The 23,590-nt window shown below is 36.8% G+C and carries 16 protein-coding genes; 6 read left to right on the forward strand and 10 right to left on the reverse strand.

Annotated features, from left to right (window positions below; all coding sequences use genetic code 11):
- Position 1: 1 nt before the first annotated feature.
- Positions 2-3,058, reverse strand: a complete 3,057-nt coding sequence (locus QUH73_RS06925) for a response regulator (RefSeq protein WP_289529709.1) — start codon at positions 3,056-3,058, stop codon at positions 2-4.
- Between the two features lie 41 nt (positions 3,059-3,099).
- On the reverse strand, positions 3,100-3,954 hold the full coding sequence (locus tag QUH73_RS06930) for a CheR family methyltransferase (RefSeq protein WP_289529710.1): 855 nt from the start codon (positions 3,952-3,954) through the stop codon (positions 3,100-3,102).
- 397 nt (positions 3,955-4,351) lie between these two features.
- On the opposite strand from QUH73_RS06930, the gene QUH73_RS06935 reads away from it, so the two are divergent.
- From QUH73_RS06935 to glpC, 4 genes are all read left to right on the forward strand, one after another.
- Positions 4,352-5,815: a hypothetical protein gene (locus QUH73_RS06935; RefSeq protein WP_289529711.1), complete on the forward strand. Its 1,464-nt coding sequence runs from the start codon at positions 4,352-4,354 to the stop codon at positions 5,813-5,815.
- Between the two features lie 338 nt (positions 5,816-6,153).
- Positions 6,154-7,779 (forward strand): anaerobic glycerol-3-phosphate dehydrogenase subunit A, encoded by a 1,626-nt coding sequence (glpA, locus tag QUH73_RS06940; protein WP_289529712.1) that lies wholly within the window; start codon positions 6,154-6,156, stop codon positions 7,777-7,779.
- Positions 7,780-7,791: 12 nt separating this feature from the next.
- Positions 7,792-9,036: a glycerol-3-phosphate dehydrogenase subunit GlpB gene (glpB, locus tag QUH73_RS06945; RefSeq protein ID WP_289529713.1), complete on the forward strand. Its 1,245-nt coding sequence runs from the start codon at positions 7,792-7,794 to the stop codon at positions 9,034-9,036.
- Positions 9,037-9,043: 7 nt separating this feature from the next.
- Positions 9,044-10,303 (forward strand): anaerobic glycerol-3-phosphate dehydrogenase subunit GlpC, encoded by a 1,260-nt coding sequence (gene glpC, locus QUH73_RS06950; protein ID WP_289529714.1) that lies wholly within the window; start codon positions 9,044-9,046, stop codon positions 10,301-10,303.
- A 205-nt stretch (positions 10,304-10,508) separates the two neighbouring features.
- Here the strand turns inward: glpC and QUH73_RS06955 are convergent, their stop codons facing one another.
- The 3 genes from QUH73_RS06955 to QUH73_RS06965 all read right to left on the reverse strand — a co-directional run bounded on the left by QUH73_RS06955 (position 10,509) and on the right by QUH73_RS06965 (position 12,910).
- Positions 10,509-11,948, reverse strand: coding sequence for a TlpA family protein disulfide reductase (locus QUH73_RS06955; protein WP_289529715.1), 1,440 nt, complete (start codon positions 11,946-11,948; stop codon positions 10,509-10,511).
- A 232-nt stretch (positions 11,949-12,180) separates the two neighbouring features.
- The gene (locus QUH73_RS06960; protein ID WP_289529716.1) at positions 12,181-12,420 is read right to left on the reverse strand and encodes a hypothetical protein; all 240 of its coding nucleotides are present in this window, start codon (positions 12,418-12,420) and stop codon (positions 12,181-12,183) included.
- A gap of 46 nt (positions 12,421-12,466) precedes the next feature.
- On the reverse strand, positions 12,467-12,910 hold the full coding sequence (locus QUH73_RS06965) for an Hsp20/alpha crystallin family protein (RefSeq protein ID WP_156195029.1): 444 nt from the start codon (positions 12,908-12,910) through the stop codon (positions 12,467-12,469).
- 533 nt (positions 12,911-13,443) lie between these two features.
- Between QUH73_RS06965 and QUH73_RS06970 the strand changes: the two genes are divergently transcribed.
- Complete coding sequence (locus QUH73_RS06970) at positions 13,444-14,361, forward strand: hypothetical protein (protein ID WP_289529717.1); 918 nt, start codon at positions 13,444-13,446, stop codon at positions 14,359-14,361.
- 97 nt (positions 14,362-14,458) lie between these two features.
- On the opposite strand, the gene QUH73_RS06975 is transcribed toward QUH73_RS06970, so the two are convergent.
- The 3 genes from QUH73_RS06975 to QUH73_RS06985 form a co-directional block, all read right to left on the reverse strand.
- Positions 14,459-15,154 (reverse strand): hypothetical protein, encoded by a 696-nt coding sequence (locus QUH73_RS06975; protein ID WP_289529718.1) that lies wholly within the window; start codon positions 15,152-15,154, stop codon positions 14,459-14,461.
- 440 nt (positions 15,155-15,594) lie between these two features.
- Positions 15,595-15,720 (reverse strand): hypothetical protein, encoded by a 126-nt coding sequence (locus tag QUH73_RS06980; RefSeq protein ID WP_289529719.1) that lies wholly within the window; start codon positions 15,718-15,720, stop codon positions 15,595-15,597.
- 363 nt (positions 15,721-16,083) lie between these two features.
- Complete coding sequence (locus QUH73_RS06985; RefSeq protein ID WP_289529720.1) at positions 16,084-18,474, reverse strand: PAS domain-containing hybrid sensor histidine kinase/response regulator; 2,391 nt, start codon at positions 18,472-18,474, stop codon at positions 16,084-16,086.
- A 637-nt stretch (positions 18,475-19,111) separates the two neighbouring features.
- On the opposite strand from QUH73_RS06985, the gene QUH73_RS06990 reads away from it, so the two are divergent.
- On the forward strand, positions 19,112-20,644 hold the full coding sequence (locus QUH73_RS06990) for an alpha-N-arabinofuranosidase (RefSeq protein ID WP_289529721.1): 1,533 nt from the start codon (positions 19,112-19,114) through the stop codon (positions 20,642-20,644).
- A gap of 274 nt (positions 20,645-20,918) precedes the next feature.
- On the opposite strand, the gene QUH73_RS06995 is transcribed toward QUH73_RS06990, so the two are convergent.
- Entirely contained in the window at positions 20,919-22,526 is a 1,608-nt protein-coding gene (locus QUH73_RS06995) for an alpha-N-arabinofuranosidase (RefSeq protein ID WP_289529722.1), read from the reverse strand.
- A gap of 27 nt (positions 22,527-22,553) precedes the next feature.
- Positions 22,554-23,588: an arabinan endo-1,5-alpha-L-arabinosidase gene (locus tag QUH73_RS07000; RefSeq protein WP_289529723.1), complete on the reverse strand. Its 1,035-nt coding sequence runs from the start codon at positions 23,586-23,588 to the stop codon at positions 22,554-22,556.
- Positions 23,589-23,590 lie beyond the last annotated feature (2 nt).

Below are 23,590 nucleotides of genomic sequence, written 5' to 3' on the forward strand. Positions count from 1 at the left end.
ATTAGATAAAGAAGTTTTCAATTTTTGATAGAATCTCCAAATGCCCAACCGGCTTTGTTACATAGGCGTCGCAACCTGCTTGCAGCATTGCTTTTTTGTCTTCGATCATTGCCATCGCAGTCAATGCAATAACAGGAATGTGCTGAGTTCTTTTGTCAGATTTAACTCTCCTTAAAACTTCCAAACCATCTATTTTTGGTAGAGCCATATCCAGCAAAACTAAGTGGGGAAGTAGAGTATTGATCATTTCAAGACCTTTTTCGCCATCAACAGCTTCGTGAATTTCATACTTGCTTCCCAGTATGGATTTGATTGTCACCATATTATCTGGATTGTCTTCAATAATCAGAACTTTGGCTTTTGTATCCTTTTTAAGTTTAATCTTTAAAGCTGTTTTTGGTGTGGATACGTTTTCGGATGTTCCCAATTGCTCACTCTGACCAAACATCTTATGTATTTTACTAAGCAGTGCTTCTATGTTTACATCTCCTTTTTGAATTAACTGTTGCACATTATTGGCACTTAACCTGCTTAAATCTTCTCTTGTTAGATCTTTAGCAGTTAAAATAACAACAGGAATATTTGCAGTATTTTCTTTACTTCGGATTTGTTCCAGAACTTCAAAACCATCTATTTCGGGCATCATAAGGTCAAGGATAATGCCGTCAGGAATTGTATGATTAATGTATTCAAAAGCTTCTTTTCCTCCATGTGCCACATCCACGATATAGCCTTTCATTTCAAGAACATGTTTCATTTGAATAATGGCTGTTTCATTGTCTTCAATCATTAAAATTCGGGTATCATTGAGAGATTTCGCATGAAGACCTGATGTTAGATTTAGTTTGTCTTTCACCGAAGAAGAACCGTTTTCAAAATGAGAATCAAAATTTAGAACGAAAGGTGAATTATCTTTTTCTAAGTACCATTCAAGAGGAAGAGTAAGGGTAAAGCAGGAGCCTTTATCTATTTGACTGCTCACATTAATTTTACCTCCAAGCATTTTAACCAATTTGTTAACAATGGCTAATCCAAGTCCTGTACCTTGATATTGGCGAGAGGAACTTCCATCAATTTGTGTGAACTCATCAAAGATACTTTCAAGATTTTTCTGAGGTATCCCTATGCCCGTATCCTTAACTTCAATTTTAATTTGTTCCTTGTCTTGAAATGCCGAAACAACAACGTATCCTTTTTCTGTGAATTTTATCGCATTGCTGATTAAATTGGTTAGAATCTGGCTCAAACGAACCTCATCAGAATCAAAATTAGGTAAATTGTCAGAACACCTGATCTCTAATTTTATTCCTTTTTGATTGGCTATTGGTTCTATGTTTTCTTGCAGTAGTTTAAGGATGGGATGGAGTTTAATTTGACTTGGATATACATCCATTTTCCCTGCTTCAATTTTCGATAGATCTAAAATGTCATTTATTAATTGCAGGAGATTCGTTCCATTTCTTTCTACAATTTCGAGGTACGAATTTTCTTCTTCACTAAGTTTGTCTTTAGTCTGCATAATAAGTGTTCTCGAGAGTGCCATAATTGAATTTAAAGGAGTTCTTAATTCATGGCTCATATTGGACAGAAATTCACTTTTAAGGCGATTTGCCTGCTCAACTTCCAGCGTTTTTACTTCCAGACTTTTATTTTTTTCGTATAGTTCCGTTGCCTGATTTTGCAGTTCATGCGATTGTTCTTGTAATTCGTTGGTTTGTTCTCTTAGTTCTTCCGACTGAACTTCAAGCTTCTGATTGATGATCATTAAATTTTCAGCCAGTGACTTCGTTTTTCTTACAGAAAGCAATTTTTCAAAAGCAATATTAATGGCAGGACTGGATAAAGTAAGAATTTCTGTATTTTCAGGGGTGTATTTTTTCAAATTACTAAGCGATATAATTGCTTTTACTTTATTTTTTCGCAGGATGGGAAAGGTAAGTATCTCTTTTGGAGCATAATTCCCAACACTAGTTGTAAATTCAAAACCCGGATGATTTTGCAAACCATCCACAATTTGCATTCTCTTTTTCATGATTGCTATGCCAAATTCTCCCGGAGGATTATTCATCGGAAAATTCCGTAATGAATTTTTATTCGTTGCGATCGATGCAAGACTCACATAGCTTTTCTTGTTTTCTTTAAGCAGGTAAAAATTAGCACTATTCGAATTGGTGACCTCTAACAAACATTCGAGAAGCTTTTTAGCGAAATCTTTCACTTTAACAGATCCAATTAATGATTTATTGATGGATGAAATACCATTCTGGATATCTACTCGCATTCGAAGTGAATCAGTCATGTTATTAATTCCTTGAGCAAGAGAATCAAGTTCATCCTTGGTCGTAATTTCATTTCGAATGTTCAAATCACCTTGCTGAATAGCTTCAGAGATGGCATTCATTTTTTTGATGGGATGTTTTATGCTTTTTGTGATTTTATGAGAAATGTAAATACTTAAAAATATGCTAATGAGTAATATGAATAAAATGGTTCGAAATAGCAATTTGCCTTGCTCCAGCGAAGAATTCCAAAACGAATTTGCTTTTTGATGAGCAAATTCTTTCATCTTCTTCATTTTTTTGTTTAGATCCAAGATGATCAGAGTTTCTTTCCCGATGGTGATTTCTTCGGCTTGATCTTTCTTTCCGTTTTTTGCCAATTCAATTATTTCAGAACGAATTGGTTTCCATGCTTTAAAAGAATTCCATGCTGTTGTTACATCCTGCTGATTTCCTAAAAACTCTTTTGATACGATTGCGAATAATCTTGTTATTTCCTCATCAAGTTCTGCAACCGATTTTGTTTCAAAATCAATTTTGTTATTATCATCAGTAAGAGCAATATCTTTCATCGCGAGATGAATGGATACGATATGAGTTTCTATTTCTTGAACAGAATTGCTTATCGTGTATGGATGATTGTATAGATCATCAATTGTATTTAGGTATTTGTCGGAATTTAATAAAGCAATTACCCCAATACTAATTGAGAATAATGTGATAGACAGGAATCCCATAAACAGACGAAATCCGATGGATAAATCTCTTGTTTTCAGCATAAAAATAATATTGAGTAATGTTGAAATTCTTTGATCTTGGGTTATGATTTTTGATAAATTTTGAAAAGCATCGATTCTTTATGGAACTTTTTTTTATATATCCCAGTAGGCTCTTCAACTTCTCCCAAAATTAGAAAGCCTGAAGTATTCAGGGATTTGTATAATTTGTTAAAAATAATTTCCTGATATTCTTTATTAAAATAGATTAGAACATTTCTGCAAAATATTAAATCGAAGTCGCCGTAAATACTTTCTTCAGGAGCGTATTGCTGATTGTTTAAAAGATCGAAAGTTGAAAAATGAACCATTTTTTTAATTTGTGGCAGAATGGTGTACTTTCCCTTATCATATGAAAAATAATTCGTGATAATTTCCAATTTTGTTTCTTTCAGCGATTCTGTTGTATATTCTCCTTTTTTTGCATTTTCTAATGATTTTTGATGAATGTCGGTTGCAAAAATGTTTACGTCCATTTTTAAACCAGTTTTACGTAAATACTCATCGATTAGGATGCCTGTCGAATAAGCTTCTTCTCCCGTAGAGCATCCGGCAGACCAAATTCGAAATACTGGTTTTGGGGTTTTTAACTTGGCATTTATAATTTTGGGTATTATAATTTTGTTTAGATACTCAAATGTAAATGAGTTCCTAAAAAAATGACTCACATTTATGGTTAGAACATCTTGTAGATTGTCAATTTCATTTGGATTATTTTGTAAATATTCCAGATATTCCTGATGGTTTTCTGTTTGCGTTATGCCCATTCTTCTTGAGATACGTCGATGCAAAAAATCCAGATTACTGCCATTCAGATTAAGTTTTTTCGAAAGGAAGAGAAGATTCAGTATTTCATGAATCCCTTTATTTGTAATATCTTTTGAGGAACTAGTTGGCATTTCCGCTTGCTTTTTTGTTATTTTATGAAAGTGATTTATTCTGATTACCTTATTGAAAATCAATTAATTTGGAAGCATTTATTTTACCCAAATTTTCATGAATATAGTCAATTAAATTTGAAATTGCATCTCGTTTTTTGTATCACTAGTACGACTGGAAAAAATAAATGAAGAGTTTTATAAAACAGTATTAAAAATCGATCTTTTAGTGTTAATAATCAATATAAATTGGATTGGTGAGTTTGTGTTTAATGTAATAATTAATTGTGTGATTGAGTAGATGCAAACGATATAAGTATTCCAGACATTAAATTAGAGGGATTTGGACGGGTTGTGATTGATTGGAATTCTGTATTTTTGTATTGGGAACATTCCCGGACATAAATTGATATAGCGTATGATAAATGAAACTGTAAAAGTTCATGATAAATTTTCTGTAGAGATTAAAATGGGGTACGAACCTCGTAAAGATCGGAAGGTGAGTGAATTTTCCATTAAAACCTGGTTTTTTATACCAAGTGGTTTGGATATTAATTCGTGGACCTATACGAAAGAGGACTTTTACAACGATTTTAATTCGAACATTCGATTGATTACGCCTACCTATTTGTTGAGGGATATTGCTGTAGGAGATCATTCTGTTTTCAATCATCTTGAGGAAGCGTTTCATAAGGTAGCCAACCAGCCCAATACTAAAAATGAGGCAAACTATGAGTACCACATTCGAATGTTTCATATCATTATCCGATCAGCACTTCGCAGGGAAATTCAACATATTCTAACCAATGAATTAGCCGGTGATCGTCAGTATCTTATTGATGAATACATTTCGAATGTTCGAAAAATTGGGCGACACTATCGCGATTTGCGCAGAATTGTAAATGTGCCAACCATTAAAAAGGAAATGTTCGATTACTATTTGTTTGGCGATGAGTTTATGAGCAATCAGTTCGAGCAGCATTCTTACTATTTGCACCGAGGATTGAAAAAAATGTATCATTCCGATTTTGAGCTTAGTAAAGAAGAGATTATAAAGCTCATTCAGGAAGAAATTGCTTATAAAAGAAGTAAAGGTTATCTGGTAGTTGAGGAGAATGCTCAGGATAAAAATCGATGGTTGGTTCACCGCAGAGGTGCTTTCAAGAAATATTTCGAAGGTCAGTTGCTGCTCAATTCCCGAAAGAAGAAGGAGGGCGTGTTGGCCATGCAGATATTGTACAGTTTAGCTGCTGGTTTGGCTATGATTTTTGGAGCTGCTCTTACCTTTATCTTCCAAAAAAGTTTAGGCACTTTTACCATGCCTTTGTTTATTGCTTTGGTAATTATTTATATGCTTAAAGATCGAATTAAGGATTTGAGTCGGCTTTATCTGGTTGGAAAAATTAACAAACGTTTTTTCGATCATAAAACCGTTATTCGTGTAAAACAAGACGAGGAAATTGGTTGGTGTAAAGAGAGTTTTGATTTTGTTCGTGAAGACAGCGTACCTAAGCGAGTGATGAAACATCGTGACCGATCGCGAATTGTTGATGTAGAAAGCCGTGGGGTGGGCGAGAAAATTATATTTTATCGAAAACTTCTTCGTTTGGATAAGGTGGCATTGGATAATTCTTACGGTGATTACAACATCACCGGAGTTGTAGATATCATTCGATTTAATGTCTCGAGATTTATCCAGAAAATGGATAATCCGGAAATACCGCTTTACTATTTAAAGGACGATGAGTTTGAGAAAATATATGGAGAAAAAGTTTACTTCGTAAATATGGTATTTCGTTTTAAACTCGATAATGAAACCAGTTACCGTCGTTACCGAATTATTTTTAACCGACGAGGGATAAAAAAGGTAGAGAAAGTATAAGAAGCTGTAAATTTAGAAGAGGCTTTATCAGATTTGATAAAGCCTTTTTTTTTGCGAATATCCATAAGCTATTTTTAGTTGGAGATTGGTGTTGTTTTTAGCACTTGTTCTTGTAATGTTATTATGTGTTTAGAATTAGGCTCTTACAATATAGAATACATCTAAAAGGTATGTACTTTGTAATGCTAGGTAATTTTTTTATATTTGTCCTGTGGAAATCAGTAATTGTTGTTCGGCTGAAATAAAAACAGAAGGAGTCTTATAAAAGGTCTGGAGTAATAGATTTTATTGAGCAATACAATTGAAAATAGGAAGATGTCAAAAAAATAGAACTCATCATGAACAAGAATATATCCAAAGAGTACGATGTAATAATCATTGGAGGTGGAGTTACTGGTGCTGGTACAGCTCGGGATTGTGCGATGCGTGGGCTAAGTGTTTTACTTGTTGAACGTCATGATTTTGCTACCGGGGCTACCGGACGGAATCATGGTTTGCTGCATAGCGGTGCACGATATGCTGTGACCGATCATGAGTCAGCGGCAGAATGTATTAAGGAGAATATGATTCTGCGTCGTATTGCGAACCATTGCGTGGAAGAAAATGATGGATTATTTATTACACTGCCGGAAGATGATATCGCTTTTCAGTCTCAGTTTGTGGATGCCTGTAAAACTGCCGGTATCGGAACTGAAATTCTTGATCCTGATTTTGCCCGACGTATTGAACCTTCGGTCAATCCGGATTTGATTGGTGCCGTAAAAGTTCCCGATGGTTCTGTGGATCCATTCCGCCTTACGATGTCGAATGCCTTGGATGCCAGAATTCATGGAGCTGTTCTTTTAACACAGCATGAGGTAAAAGGTATTGTGAAAGAGCAGGACCGGGCTATTGGTGTGGAGTTGTTCAATCATGAAACAAAACAAAACGTTAACTATTACGGCAAAATAATTGTGAATGCCGGAGGTATTTGGGGCCACCACATTGCGAAGCTTGCTGGTGTCAATATCAATATGTTTCCTGCAAAAGGTTCCTTACTTATTTTTGGTCACCGCGTGAATAAAATGGTAATTAACAGATGCAGAAAGCCATCTAATGCAGATATTTTAGTGCCGGGAGATACTATCTGTTTGATTGGTACTACATCGGAACGTATTCCATACGACCAAATTGATAATATGTTTGTATCCAGACAGGATGTGGATGTGCTTATTCGTGAGGGAGTAAAGCTCTCTCCGACATTGGCTACTACCCGTATTTTACGTGCCTATGCAGGTGTACGTCCTTTGGTTGCTGCAGACAATGATCCAAGTGGACGAAGCATTAGCCGCGGAATTGTACTTCTCGATCATCAGGAGCGGGACGGACTATCCGGTTTTATTACGATTACTGGCGGCAAGCTGATGACCTACCGATTGATGGCTGAAGAAGCTACCGATTTAATCTGCAAAAAACTGGCTGTTGATAAGCAATGCGAAACAGCCGAAAAATCATTGCCGGGAGCCGAAAAGAGTGAGCATCCGCTGAGTATTGCTACCGAAAAAGTTTATACAGGGGCTAATATCTCTCAAAAATCGGCGAAGGATCGTCATGGTACGCTTGCAAAAAACATTTTGAACGGAGACGACTACGAAGATTCATTGGTTTGTGAGTGCGAGGGAGTGTCGATTGCCGAAGTAAAATATGCGATTAATGAATTGCATGTAAATAATCTGATCGATTTACGTCGTCGTACCCGTGTAGGTATGGGCACATGTCAGGGGGAATTGTGTGCTTGCCGTGCGGCCGGTCTCCTTTGCGAATCTTTCGAAAAACCAGGTAAGGCAAAAGATGATCTGGCTAATTTTCTTCAGGAACGATGGAAGGGAATGTTGCCTATCACCTGGGGTGAGGGAATCAATGAGATTCAGTTTACTTCCTGGATTTACGAAGGCATATATGGTTTGAAACCGGATAACAATTAAGCAAGGATTACTATGAAATTCGATAACATTATTATAGGAGGTGGGTTGAGTGGACTCACCTGTGGAATTAAACTGGCAGAACAAGGAAAAAAATGTGCGATAGTTTCATCGGGACAGAGTGCAATCCATTTTTTTTCCGGTTCGTTCGATTTGCTTGGAAAGCTAAATGGACAAGAAGTGAAAAATCCGCTGGAAGCGATAAAAACATTGCCCGATGCACATCCTTACCAACGTGTTGGGATTAAAAATATCGCCCGTTTGGCTGTTGAAGCTCCGCAGTTGTTGGATCGTGCCGGCTTACAGTTCTCTGGAAAATCAGACCAAAACCATTTTGTATTAACCCCAATGGGAATTATGAAACCGACGTGGTTGACTATTGATGATTTCACCCGTTTCGAACAAAATGATGTATTTCCCTGGAAAAAAGCAGTCATCTTAAATTTTAGCGGATTCCTCGATTTCCACACCTTATTTGTTCAGGATGGACTGAAGAAATACGACGTGGATGTGCAAATCAAAAACTTTGCGATGAAGGAGTTTGAAGCAATTCGCCGCAATCCGAGTGAAATGCGTTCTACAAATATTGCGAAGGTATTCGATCAGGGAGAAGATGTTCTTAATGAATTTGCCCAAAAAGTAAATCAGCTGAGTGAAGGTTTTGAAGTAGTAATTCTGCCGGCAGTATTTGGTTTGTTTACTAAAAACGTTGTTACGGATCTAAAATCCATGATAAACAAACCATTGGTATTGATTCCGGCCATACCACCATCAGTTCCTGGTATCCGAAGTCAGATATTGTTGCGTAAACGATTCGAAGAATTAGGAGGGACTTATTTCTTGGGTGATATTGTAGAAGAAGGCACTTTCAAAAACAACCGACTGGTTGCTGTTCAGACCAATAATCATGGCAACATTAAACTGGAAGCTGATCAATTTGTTTTGGCCAGCGGAAGCTTCTATAGTAAAGGTATTGTGGCTACACGCGATAAGTTATACGAGCCTATTTTGGGGCTTGATATTGATGGAGATATCGATAGTGAAAAATGGCTCGATGAGAAGTTCTTTAACGACCAGCCATATATGCATTATGGGGTTAAAACCGACAGTGGCTTTCGTGCATTGAAGAACGGGAAGCCAATTGAGAATTTATTTGCAGCAGGTTCTGTGCTTGGAGGGGCTAATGCCCTTAAAGAAGGCAGTGGAGCCGGCATCAGTTTATTGACTTCGTTGCATGTAGCTGAGCAAATTTTAAAATAACAGGATCATGAAAAAGGAAATATTTGAACCATTCAATAGCAGCGATAATAATTTTGAACAGTGTGTGAAGTGTACGATTTGTACTGTTTATTGTCCCGTTCTGGAAGTGAATCCAGATTATCCGGGACCAAAACAGTCGGGGCCTGATGGAGAACGGTTGCGTTTGAAGGATCCAAACTTTTTCGATGAATCATTAAAGTTGTGTCTTAACTGCAAACGCTGTGAAGTTGCTTGTCCGCACGGAGTGAAAATTGGAGATATTATTCAGCTGGCGCGTATCAAATACAGTAAGAAAAAGCCAAAAGTTAGGGATATGATTCTTGCAAATACGGATATTGTAGGTACTATGGCAAGCACATTTGCACCTATTGTGAATCCTATTGTTGCTCTAAAGCCTGTTCGGCTCATAATGGATGGTGTGCTGAAAATAGATCATCACCGTATATTCCCTAAATATGCAGGGATGAGGTTCGAGACCTGGTACCGCAGATATGCTGCATCAAAGCAGAACGATTTCAAGAAACATGTCAGCTACTTTCATGGCTGTTATGTAAATTATAATTTTCCTAAGCAAGGCAAAGACCTGATTAAAATTATGAATGCGGCAGGTTATGGTGTTCATCTTCTCGAAAAGGAAAAATGTTGTGGAGTAGCTTTAATTTCTAATAATCTTATCAAACAAGCCACAAAACAAGCACGTCACAATGTGGAAGCCTTTAAAAAATCGATCGTAGACAAGAATATGCCTGTAATATCCACCTCCTCAACCTGTATATTCACCATTCGCGATGAGTATCCGCATTTATTGGGGGTGAAGAACGACGAAATTCGCGACAAAAGCGAACTGGCTACCCGCTTCCTGTTCCGTTTAATCGATTCAGGTAAGCTTAAATTGGTTTTTAAGAAGGATTACAGAAAACGAATTGCTTACCATACTCCTTGTCACATGGAGAAGCTTGGCTGGTCTATTTATTCCACCGCCTTACTGAAAATGATTCCGGGAATTGATTTTGTATCGCTTGAATCGCGATGCTGCGGTATTGCGGGGACTTATGGTTTCAAAAAAGAAAATTACAAAACGTCGCAGGGAGTAGGGAAACCGCTCTTCGATCAGATAGAGAGCTCAGATGTCGATTTTGTAGCTACCGATTGTGAAACCTGCAAGTGGCAAATTGAGATGTCGACCGCAAAAAAGGTAGAACATCCTATTTCTATTCTTGCCGAAGCATTGGATGTGGAAGCAACTGTAAAATTATGGCAAAAGTAAATTGATGAGAATCATGAGAAGGGTGGCTTAACAGGGTACCCGGGTTTTATAAATGTTAGGGTGTAATGCCGCAATTATTGGATGATAAAATTCTTTGCTTGCGGCATTATTGTTTCTGGTCGATTCGGTTTTTCTTTCAATAAGTATCGGTAAAAGCATAAAAAAAGGACGCCTAAGCGTCCTTTATCTTTCGTATTATTTGGGGTTACCTGCCGGCCAATTGTAATAGTTGTTCTTTTAGTTTTGGATTGTTTGGTCTGTCAGCATTGTATGATATTAATCTGCCATCCTTATCAATGATGATATAGGTTGGTACTGCATTAATTGAAAGCAACTGGTGTAGCTTAGAATTAAAGCCATTTGCAAATCGATACTGATTCTTTTCCGATTGAGATACTTTGTATACTTCGGGCCACAGATTGTCCGATTTTTTATCAACAGTCATGTAGACAAATTCGATAGCCTGATCGCTTAGATCTTCTTTTAATTTTTTGGAAGCAGGCATTGCCATACGGCAGGGACCGCAGCCCAAGCTCCAAATATCTAAATAAACTACTTTGCCTTTGTATTTGTCCAGCATTCCTCTTACGGTTAATTCGTTTTCGTTGCTGTCGAATAGTGTTGTTTCAAGAATATCCTGCTGAAGTGGTGCACCAATCATTGCTTTTTTAGCCTCGTATTTGCTAAGTTCTCTGTCAGCAATTTTCCTGCAGTTGTCGTCGGTGTTAATCTTGTAGAAGGTTTCTATTAATTTTGGGTCATCTGTATTTCTATACGTCACGTTAAAATAGATTTCAAGAAGCATTGTATATTCCCTCGTTTTGCCGCTAAGCGAATCCATAATAACCGAAAGTTTTGCATCCTCTTTGCTAAGAGTAGTGTCGGAAGCCATCCTTTTTAGAGCTTCCTTTCGAATTAAAGAGTTAAAAAGGTTAATGTAATCACTGCAAATTAGATATTCATCGTTTTGAACGGAAGCAAACGTTTTGTACTTGTCGGCTCCTTTGGGTAATTGCAAGGAGTCTATGTTTTTTCTGTTTTTTCTGGAATAAACTAATGGTGCATTCTGCAATAAATTGATGTTGTCAATTTTCGTTTCTATTTCGAAAAAGTGAAGGAATTCTTTTTGCAATTCATGTTTCTGTTTGAAAACGGCCAATTCACTTTGTCTGATGTTTACGTAGTCAGTAATCATTTTAAACATGTCTTCGAGTGTGTGATCTTCGGTGTACCATGATCGCACCAGTTCATTTCGATCGCATTTTTTTACTTTTTCGAGCTGATATAGAAAACTGTTTTCAGCAGCCCCGGTTCCTTCAAACCGAAGAGAGTCGCCATCAACAGTTATTTCCAATTTATCGCCGGGGCTAAGAACCAATGAGTTTCGGTTATTGTTGCAGGTCATCATTCCTTTGCTGATACTCTGAATAGGTATATCAATGCTAAAATGTCCGGCACTGTCTACCTTGGCTGTTTGTGTTTTGCCTAAAGGTTCAGCAGGGTTTTCTTTAAACCACATAAACTCTATTTTCTCCGCATCCGAGGAGAGTATTTTGCCGTTGACTGTTGCAAATTTAGCTTGTTCTTTTGGTGTGCAGGAGCTTACAAGCAGTAAGAATGCACAGATTACAGATAGTTTATACATTTTATTGTTTTGGGTAAATAGTTAAAAAATATTGGGTTCGATATAATTTTCGTCTAATATAATAATTAATATTCCTGTGTATCTGCTATGAGTTGTGAAATTAAACACAAATTGTATTGTTAAACTTTTTTTTTCAAAAAAAACAGAAGGCATAAAAAAAGGATGCTGTAAGCATCCTTTTTTAAACTAGTTTCTCTGTTTACTTTTTAAATTTAAGAAATCATTTATGTCATTAGGCTCCTTCCTGAATCAACGAATGTCTAAATGCCTGCTCAACACAATCTTTGTGAGAAAAATAGAAATTACTTTTTAACCAGGTAAACAACTCAAATAGTTCTTTTTCGTTTAACCATTCGAATGATTTCAGAAGTTCTTTTCGAAACAAATGTTTCTGATCTGAAACCGATTGTAAAACAAATTTCTGATGTTCCAGCATAGCGGTAATGTTTTTGATTTCAGTAACTTTCTTCAAGTTTAGTTCCATTAGGGAAGCAAACTAGTCCTTCCCTTTTCTTACTTTAGGTGATAGAAATACTTCTTGAAGGTTTTGGTTTTGCTTCTTCCTTTTTGGGTAGATGAATGGTAAGAATTCCATCATTGTACTTGGCAGAAATTTTATCGCCGTTTACCAGATCGATCGGTAATTGGAATGATCTGTGAAACGACTGATAACAAAACTCCCTTCGTGAGAATTTTCCATCCTTGCTTTCCTTTTCTTCTTTTAGTTCCGAAGAAATAGTAAGCAGATTGTTCTCTACATTGATCTTAAAATCACTCTTTTTCATTCCCGGAGCAGCAACTTCAATCAGGTATTCATTTTCGTTTTCGCGAACATTTACTGCGGGCAATGTGGTGTTGGTATTCGAAAAGTTCGAATTGTTCCAATCCACCCAGTCTCTTGAGAAGAAATTGTCCAATAAGGATGGAAAGAAATTGTCTGAATTTCGTTTTACTAGTGTCATGATAAATCCTCCTAAATTTTACAGTTATTAATTCAAAAATAAATAAGTACGTACTTGTAAAAATATTCGAATCGCGATTCATTATCATTCGATCAAAACAGATGCCAAAATAGAAAATGTTGAGCGTGTGTTGGTTCCTAAAAGGCAATAAAGACAGGTGTTTTAAGTTTTTTTTTTGATGGCATCGGTAGACTTTTAAAGCTTTTTTGTTTGACATTTTGACGCGTCGGATTCGAAATAAATGTCATTTTGACGTTTCAGATTATGTATCAATGTCATCCTGACTTAAGAGAGGTAAGCTTTGTAATATTTCCTTGTAAAAAACATCCGAACAGAAGCAATATTATTTTTTAGGAGTACCGTACTGCTTACTTTCACGCTACTATTAATCAGTTTTCCTGACCAATTTATTTTTTTGTTTTGCCAGTAAATTAGATTTAATTTAGCGGGATTACTGATTGTAACAGTGGCATGAATTCTTGCCGTCATCAGAAAAGAAAAACATTGTATCATTAAATACATAGGAGGTTTGTATGAGTAAGTTAAAAATGATTTTGCTGATGGGTTTTGTGTGCGTGTTTGGCATTAAATTGCAGGCACAGTACATTATTGAACAAATTGCTTATGAAATTCCCATTAACTATGAATTAGTTCCGGCGGATAAGGAGTTTGAAGATGCTGCCGATGAGGCCCGGTTTTTTCTTCAGCTTCCTGAAAGTAAATTAAAAGATGCGGCTCAAAAAGAGTATGGGGATATCGAGATCATTAAATCAACAATTTATATCGACGGCGATAACTTTGCCGTGGAAAGCCTGTCGAAAGAGGATGGCAGAACTACCGTGATTTTGAACCATAACAAAGGCTTAATTTACTACGTTTTATGGTCGCAGAAGAAGATCTACGAGATGTCGGCTGAGGACATGGCAGAAATTCAGAAAGGTGCCGGTGCAGCCATGCAAAAGATGATGGCACACTTGCCGCCCGAAATGCAGGAGCAGGCAAAAATGGAAGAAGGACAGCCGCAAACCGCGAAACAAATTACAGCAACCGGACGCGAGATGGTTAAATACGGACAGCGATGCAGCGAATATTTATTGGAAGACGAGCAGGAGCTGTTGGTAATTTGGGCTGCGGACGATAGTATGGGTTTGGCCAAAAAAGCAAAAAGTATGTCAGAGAAAATGGCTGAAATTTTTCCTTCGATGGATGAGGAGGAGCAGGACGAATGGGATTTTGTGGCAGGGAAAATACCCGTTGAAGTACGAACCTTTCGCCTCGATGCAATGGATGGAGCCCAAATGGAGATCCAGGCAATTACCCGAATCAATCAAGTTAATCCTCCTGTCGAAAAATTCATTTTGCCTGCCGAGGCTGTTGGTTTCGAGAGAAGTTCTTTTAAAGACATGATGACCCAAATGCAGCAAATGATGCAGGGAATGGAAGAAGACTAAACAACTGCGGGAACGAATACCTTTCCTAAAAAACTCCCCTTCAGTGCATTCAAGCTGAAGGGGAGTTTTCCTTTTAAATATAATTTGTGTTCTCTGTTTAGGATTCGATTAAATCATCGGGTGCGTTTTGCGACGATTTTGGTTTTGGCAATGTATATTTTGCCATGCGGGCAGCATCATCGCTAAAAATGATTTGCGCAATATCGTTTATTGGTTTAACCAACTGATACACTTCGTTAAGTATTTGAGTGCGTTGTTGAGTAATAACGCCACGCTTTTTTTTAAATATTTCCTGTTCAATATTGGCTTTTTTCAATTGTTCGGCCTTGCTCATTAGCTGGCTGATTAATTCCTGCGAACATCCGGCAGCCACCAAATTGGCTTGATAACTTTCGGAGGTTTTCGCATGTTGTTCCATAAACAGAACCATTTTGGCTTGCGAATCTCTTACATTACTAATGTCATTAAAACCAAATTGATTTTGAACCGCGGTATTGCCTTTAAAGGCTTTGCGAACAAAATAAGCTATGGTTTTGTAGGAATGGTTGCAGTCTGCCATGGCATCGAGTACCATTTGGGTGTGCTCGGCCATTTCATCAATAATTACCTGATCCGATTTTTGTGCCATTACCGCGGCCAGTGAATCTTTAATTTTTGTTCCGTATTCCGGAGTAAAAGTGGAGTCGAATGCAATAAATGCATCCGAATCGTTGAGGTACATTTCAGCAACTACCCCTGCATATTCAAGAAGGCTTGCTTCCGGAATTTTAAATAATCTATCGTTTAAAGACATATTTAAATTGTTTTTTAGTGTTTTTAAAAATGTGAATGCTTATATATCCGGATTAATTGTCCGGTTATGAGAGGATGAAAAAAAACGAACCAGAATCCTAATTTGGTTCGGTTTTAATCGGGATTAGCTGTATTTATTGAGCGGAGAAGTATCCGCATTTTGGGCGAATCTTACCCGAATTTGGGCGGGCAATGCCTCATTTTGAAATGATTCTCCACAAATCGGGCGGACAATGCCCCATCTCGGAATGGCTCTCCACAAATCGGGCGGACAATGCCCCACTTCGGAATGACTCTCCGCAAATCGGGCGGACAGTGCCCCATCTCGGAATGACTCTCAGCAAATCGGGCGGACAGTCCCGACAAAATTGCAAAGGCATTCCCGATTGTTTTGCTCTTTGCCTTAACTAAAGGCTCTTTTTGCATTTGTATTTATCCTGATTAAAATGTCAAAGAATCCATTTGTAATTTTAAAACACCTCTATCAGTTAAAATTGCAATGTTTACTAGTTGTAAGCATTGCCAATCTTCTTGTTGGTTTGTTGTATCTTCTGTGTTTTTTGCCATTGTAAGTGGTTTTATCACAGTTATAAGCCGATGTGGAAATGTTTCAAATAACTAAATGCGACCGAACTTAAGTAAAATATATTATTTTACAGCCTGTCAAATGTGCCAAGTTATTTAAATTGCAGAATTTAACATTTTTTAAATGTTTTTGATAAGGGGAGGAGTGGAGATAAAAAGCTTCGTTTGGAGGTTTTTAATTGATAATCGATGGCATTTGCATCATTGGTGCCTCAATTGATTTATTGTTATGCCCCAAAAAGGGGGCATATTAATCCCATACGATACGTATCTCTCGTTATAACCGGCCTTGCATTTTTTAAGAAAAGCACGGTATTCATCTTTATTTTCGCCGGGTAACAGTCTTTATTGCATTAAGTAGCTACTTGTTAAAGCAAGTAATTTTTCTTTTTTTATTGGTTTTGAAATAAAATCGTTGCAGCCAGCAGCTATCGCTTCTTCTTTCTCCTGAGATGTTGTGTATGCTGTCTGTGCAATAATGGGTAGGCTGTACTTCAATTGTCTGATTTTTTTTGTGGCATCGATACCGTTCATTACCGGCATTTTAATGTCCATAAGAATTAAGTCAATTTGATTATTGGTTTTACAAATCTCTATGGCTTCTTTTCCATTTTTTGCGTGAAGGATTGTTAATTTGTCATCAAACTCAGAAAGAAGAATTTCTAAAAACAGGAAATTAACGTCTTCGTCTTCGGCAACCAAAATAGTATAATTCCTTGTTTTGTTTGAATTTGGAATGGGACTGCTTGGTGTATGGTTTATGGTTTGTTCTATTGCCTTATAAGGCAGGCTCACATAAAATGTTGTCCCTTTCCCTTTTTCCGATTCCAAAGTGATTTTTCCACCCAGAAGTTCTGCGTTTTCTTTGGCTATTGATAAACCTAAGCCTAAACCTCCAACATTTTGAGAGACTTCTTTATCTTCCTGTGAAAATCGTTCAAAAACAAGTTCTTGCTTTTCGGGATGTATTCCAATGCCTGTATCTTTCAAATATATTACGATCTTATCATCCTGCAAAGTATATCCCAGTTCTATGAATCCGTCTTGCGTAAATTTTAATGCATTCTCCAATAAATTACTAACGATCCGGTTCAGCTTATAGGGATCGGTGAGCAGGGTACTTTTGCTGTTGGGAAGACCCATTTTTAGAGATAAGGGCGTATGGTTTTTTTTTGCCTTTTTTTCGAATATTGTGAATAATTCCGATAAGAATTCATTTAGACACAATTCCTCTATTTGAGGTTTTACTTGTTTTGTTCCAAGTGCAGAAATTTCAAGAATATCATCGATAATGTGAAGTAACTGATTTCCGCTGCTTTGAATGATTTGGATGTAGTATTGTCTTTTCGCATTTGTAATATTCTGTTCATTTAATAAATCTGAAAATCCGAGAATTCCATTCATCGGTGTTCGGATTTCATGCGACATATTATTAATGAATTCAGTTTTTAGACGGTCACTTTCTTCAGCTTTTTCTTTTGCTGTTTTAAGTTCGTATTCGGTTTTTTTCTGATCTGTAATGTCCCTAAATTCTACAACCCGAATATTTTTTCCTCCATATGGAATTTGGCGGGCTTCTAATCTTATCGGGTATTCATCTCCATTTTTCCGCAAGCCAATACTATAATACGGGTTTTCGTATTCGCTTAAGATATTTTCCATAACAAGCTCACGTTCCTGCTCAGCGATCAGCAACAATCCATTCATTCCAATTAGCTCTTCAGTAGAATAGCCGGTTATGGCAACAAGTCCCTGATTGCAGTCTAAAATCATTCCCTTGTCGTGTATGGCAATTCCCCCAAAGGAAGCATTATGGAGCGTTTTAAACCGTTTTTCACTTTTTTCTGCTGTTTCTATAGCTGATAATAATTCTTCATTTTGGACTTGATATTCTTCGTTAAGAACTAGGTATTCTTCATTTTGTTCCTGAAGAAGAGTCTCTGCAATTTTTTTATCGGTAATATCTTCAACACTCGACCATATAAGTTCCTGATCATCTTTTTTAATCATTTTCCCATGCAATCGAATTGGGATTAGTTTTCCCGATTTGTGAATGTATTCTTTTTCGTAAGGACCATAAGCTCCGGTTTTTCTTAGCGAAACTAATTGAAGTTTTTCCAGCTTGGTATATTTCTCAGGAGTAATATCCCAATACGTTAATTTCAGCGTTTCTTCGATTGAGTAGCCAATGATATTTGCATATACTTCGTTAGCCTCTACCAATTCGCCGTTAAGTTTGGTTAGAACCAAACCAATTGGAGACTCAAGGAAAAGCATTTGAGTGAATTTTTCGCTTTGGATGGCCTGCTCTTTCGTACGTAAAATTTCTTGGTGTTTTTGGTGTAATTCTTTTGATTGAGCTACTATTATTTCTTGATTTTTTTGTTTTGAAGCAATTTCTGCTGACAGCCATTTTTTGATTAGAATCGTTAAAATTACAATGGCTGCAATAAGGGTGATCATTTTTGGAATAAACACAATTTTAGCCTGGGCTAAATATTGGAATATTTCAATCGGAATTATTTCGGAAAGCGATGTATACCAGGCGCCAAAATAGATGCTTTCGAAAAGAGTACGGAAAGCATCAATCGATAAAACAATAAGAAGTAATTTCAATAATTTGTCTGACTTACCAAGTAATCTTATTTTTCGGACATAAAATATAAGGATGTAAGACCAGATTAGTACCAATAGCCAATAGGTAATTGGTGTAGCAAATTTAAAAAAATAGTCCATATTATTTGTTTTGTGTTAATACAGCTGTTGATTATTCTACCTAAGATATTCATTTTTTTTTAATATGCTGTTGATGATGTTATTGAAAAAGAGTTGCTGTTTGTTGTCGTTTATGTTTTATTGTGCTTGATGCGGGGGAGAAGAGGGGCTTTGTGCCGGTTTAATATAATCCTGTAATTTAGGTGTTTTTTATTTGCAGAAAGAAATAGAAGAGGGGGCAATCGGAGTCATTGGTTTGTCTCTTCTCATTTTTTTAGTTCGTATTTTAATTCATGCTTGCATTGTTGCCAATTTCAGATTTTAAGGAGTTTTAAATTGGATACTTATTGCGAATTTTCAGTGGAATGAATCGATTTATAGACACGTAATAATTTCCTAAAAAATAAAAATTATCACTATGCCGGACGAAGGCAAAGAGATTTTTTTAAAGAGTTTATAACCTGCGTTATTAATGAGTTATAATACATGCTTTTTTACAGTTTTTAATTAAAAAGTCTAAAATACTTTTATTATATTTATGAGCGTTTTATGACCAATGAAAATGAGGTGGTAAGTGAAATATTTGTCAACTAATTTATCTCATGCATGGGGTCTCATTATTTAATTGAAAACCAATATCTAATTAAATATTTTTCGTATGAAAAAAAATACAATTTATTCAATTCTACTTTTTTCCTTAATCAGCTTTAGTGCGATTGGGCAAAATACAATGACGGTTCATACCGATCTTGCAAAAACAAAAATTAACAAAGAAATCTACGGGCATTTTGCTGAACATTTGGGGCATTGCATTTATGGTGGAATTTATGTTGGTGAAGATTCTCAAATTCCGAATGTAAAAGGATTTCGGGAAGATGTAGTGGGTGCACTTCTGGATATGAAGATTCCTTTGCTGCGTTGGCCCGGTGGTTGTTTTGCTGATACATATCACTGGAAAGACGGTATCGGCCCCAGGCAGCAAAGACCTTCTATGGTGAATATTCATTGGGGAGGAGTTACCGAGGATAATAGTTTTGGGACTCATGAATTTCTTGATTTTTGTAAATTGATTAAAGCGGAACCATATATTAATTTGAATGTTGGATCGGGAACGGTTCAGGAGGCTTCGGAGTGGGTTGAATATGTTACTTCGAAAAATATTAGTCCGATGACCGATCTACGAAAGAAAAACGGACAGGAAGAGCCTTGGAATGTTAAGTTTTGGGGAATAGGCAACGAAAATTGGGGTTGCGGCGGCAATATGACTCCGGAATACTATGCTGATTTGTACAATCGATTTGCTTCGTATTGTGGTGGTAATTTGTATCGTATTGCCGGCGGACCTAATGTTGATGATTACAATTGGATGGATGTATTGATGAAGAAAACAACCCGCCACCGTCATTTGGTTCAAGGTGTTTCGCTTCATAGTTATACATTTACAACAAGCTGGGAAGATAAAGGATCGGCTACAGAATTTGATGAAAGCGGTTGGTTTGCTGATTTGAAAAATACCCTGAAGATGGAAACGCTGATTCAGGAGCATTCAAAAATCATGGACAAATACGATCCTGAGAAAAAAATTGGTTTGATTGTAGATGAGTGGGGAAACTGGTTTGATGTTGAACCTGGTACAAATCCAGGATTCCTTTATCAGCAAAACACACTTCGTGATGCATTGGTTGCGGGGATTAATCTGAATCTTTTTAATAATCATGCCGATCGTGTTGCTATGGCTAATATTGCGCAGGCTGTTAATGTGCTGCAATCGGTTATTTTAACCAAAGAGGATGAAATGGTATTAACACCTACTTATTATGTGTTTAAAATGTACAGTGTACATCAGGATGCTACTTTGATTCCTACAGATTTGAAATGTGAAAATTATGAGTTTAACGGGAAGTCAATTCCTGCAGTAAATGCTTCGGCTTCGACTAAAGATGGTGTTGTGTCTGTTACTTTTTGTAATTTAAATCCAAACAAGAAGGAAAGTATCGATCTGACACTGGCCGGACAAGAATTTAAAAGTGCAACAGGACAGATTATTACCAGCAAAAATATGAATGATTGTAATGATTTTGGGAAAGATGAAATAGTGAAGATTAATTCGTTTGAGGTAAAAAAACCAAAAAATGGAAAACTTAGTATTGATTTGCCTGCTAAATCAGTTGTTTTGATACAATTAAAATAGAATTAATTCAATATACCAAAAGGGTGCTGTTACAATTGTGACAGCACCCTTTTTTGTTGAATCGCTGTTCCTGTGTATAAAAGTGTGCGTCTGAAAGATTAGGTGATTTTGATTCTGAACGAAGCTGAGGAAATCATTTCTGTATTCTTTTGAAAGGAGGGTATTCCAATTCCTGAAAGGAGTAAGGGATTCAAATTAGTTACGGGTATTATAAAAAAAGAGATGAGAATTAATTCTAATTCTCATCTCTAACTATAAACTTTGAACAAATGTATTACTTCACTATCGAGCCTTTAATCATGGTAAAAGAATGTGCCGGAAAATCGTAAGTGATTTTATCGGTTTTCTTCACTTTTAAAGAAGACTTTTTCTTTGTCTCTACGCTTGTTTTCCCGAAGTCATTTTCAGATTTAATGTCAGGACCATTTATTTCGTACACCTCAAATTCGCCGTCAAAAATTCCTTCCTGACAAAGTAAATCTGTTGTAATTGCCTTGTCTTTATTCCGGTTCATTACGCAAACAATTACTTCGCCGTTGTTATAGGTAGCCGAAACATCCAAAAATGGAACGTCTTTTTGAATGGTTGTTGATTCGCCCAATCCTATGAAAAATTTGCCCGTGTCATATGTCTCACAATCAACATGAACATCCAGAGAGGTTCCTTTTACATTGTTGGCAAATAATTGAATAGGATAGAAGATGGTTTGCTTAAACATTCCTTTTTCGGATGTGAATATAGGCGCAATAACGTTAACCAATTGTGCCATATTCGCCATTTTCACGATATCTGCATTACGGATAAATGCATTTAAAAAGCCTGAAATAACCAGTGCATCTTCTAAATTGTAGCGTTCTTCGAGCGCTTTGGTACCTGCCATGGTTTCTTCTCCTCGGGCACGATACCAAATGTTGTATTCATCCCAGGCAATATAAATTGGCGGGCGGTTTCCCCGGTCTGCATTTTGCATTTCGCGGTCAATCAAACCTTTTACAACACGGGTTCGTTCTTCCAGAACTAAAGGAGAGGAAACAAAATTGTAATAATTGTTTTCAACATTACCAACATACATATGCAAGGCTAAATAATCAATTACATCACGCAATTCGTGAAGTACTTTTTCGTTCCATTCGTTGGGATCGGCGTTGGGGCGGTAGTTTGACGAACCGGCTGCTATCAGCTTAATTTCCGGAGATGTTAGTTTCATCAATTTAGCTGCCTCTCTTGCTTTTTTACTGTAATCTTCAGCATTTAGATGACCCATCTGCCAAAATCCATCCATTTCATTTCCCAGACTCCAGTATTTAATGTTGTATGGCTCTTCGTGACCATTCTTTTTCCGGAGTTCAGCATAATAGGGACCGCTTTTAACGTTACAATACTCTACCCATTCCTGGGCTTCCTTTATTGTTCCTGTTCCCATATTTACCGAAAAATAGGGTTCTGTACCCATTCTTTTGGCATAAGCCATAAATTCATCTGTTCCAAAGCGGTTGCTTTCCAAACGCGACCAAGCCAATTCCATTCTGGCAGGACGATCATCTTTTGGCCCGATACCATCTTTCCAGTTGTAGTTCGAAACAAAGTTTCCTCCCGGGTAACGGGTAATCGATACATTCAGCTCTTTTACTGCATCCAGTACATCCAAACGAATTCCGTTTTCATCGGAAAGAGGAGAATTTTCTTCGTAAATACCTCCGTATACACAACGACCCAAATGTTCTACGAAATTCCCGTAGATATTTTTATCTACTTCACCAATGGTTCGGTCTACATCTATTTTGATGCGTGCATTTTGTGCTGATAATGTTTGCGTACCCACCAGAATTGTCAGCGAGCTTAGAACAGCAATTACATATCTTTTTGATTTTATAATCTTCATATTTACAGCTTTATTTTGTATTGTGTTTTATAATTTAACGCTTGGCCACTGATCTTTATCCCAGGTAATTTCTTTGATTAAGAGTTTTGGATTGCCATTATCAGAAGCATCATAAGCATGGAAAACTAAATAGTCGGTTCCATCAAAACTTACAGTTGCATTGTGTCCAAGTCCGTACCAATCCTTATTTCCTGATAAAAGAATGGTGCCACCTCCTGTATTCATTGGTTTGTTGTCTTTATCCAGATAGGGACCAGTTATAATTTTTGATCGGCCAACAATCATTTTATAGTTGCTGTTTACACCTTTACAGCAGTAATCAATAGATGCGAAAAGGTAGTAGTACCCGTCTTTTTTAAAAATAAACGGAGCTTCTATGGCATTTCCTCCTGCATCTACAGGATTGTTGTCAATTGCCGGAGGATTGGGTAAACGAGAATCTTCTTTACGAGAGGCTATGGTTGGAATTTCCGTTAAATCATCGTCTACCGACATTGCATCATCGGAAAGTTTTACCAATTTGATTCCATCCCAAAAAGAACCAAAACTTAGGAATGCCTGTCCTTGTTCATCTACAATTAAATTGGGATCAATGGCATTCCAATTTGTTTTGTTTGGAAAAGACTGGATGATTTTGCCATGATCAACCCATTTAAAATCAGGATCACTTGTATCTAATGTTTTATTCGTTGCCAAGCCAATGCAAGAGGTGTTTTTACCAAATGCGGAAACGGAATAGAATAAGTAATACTGTCCTTTGTAAAATGAAATGTCAGGAGCCCAAATATGACCTTTAAAACCATCAACAGCTTCAACAGCCCATTTTGGAGCATTGTCAAATACAGGTTTCTCTACTGTCCAATTTTTCATATCCGTTGAGGACCAAACATTGATTCCCCATCCAGTACTAAACAAATAGAACGTATCATTCTCGCGGATCATTACCGGATCGTGAACGGAAATTTTATTTTGTCCAACAGATATTTGAGTAAACAGTAATAAACTTGCAAAAATGAACAATCTCACAAACGTCTTACTAATTTTTATAGATAATTTTTGCATTG

This window comes from Labilibaculum sp. K2S (assembly GCF_030372765.1).
GTDB lineage: Bacteria > Bacteroidota > Bacteroidia > Bacteroidales > Marinifilaceae > Labilibaculum.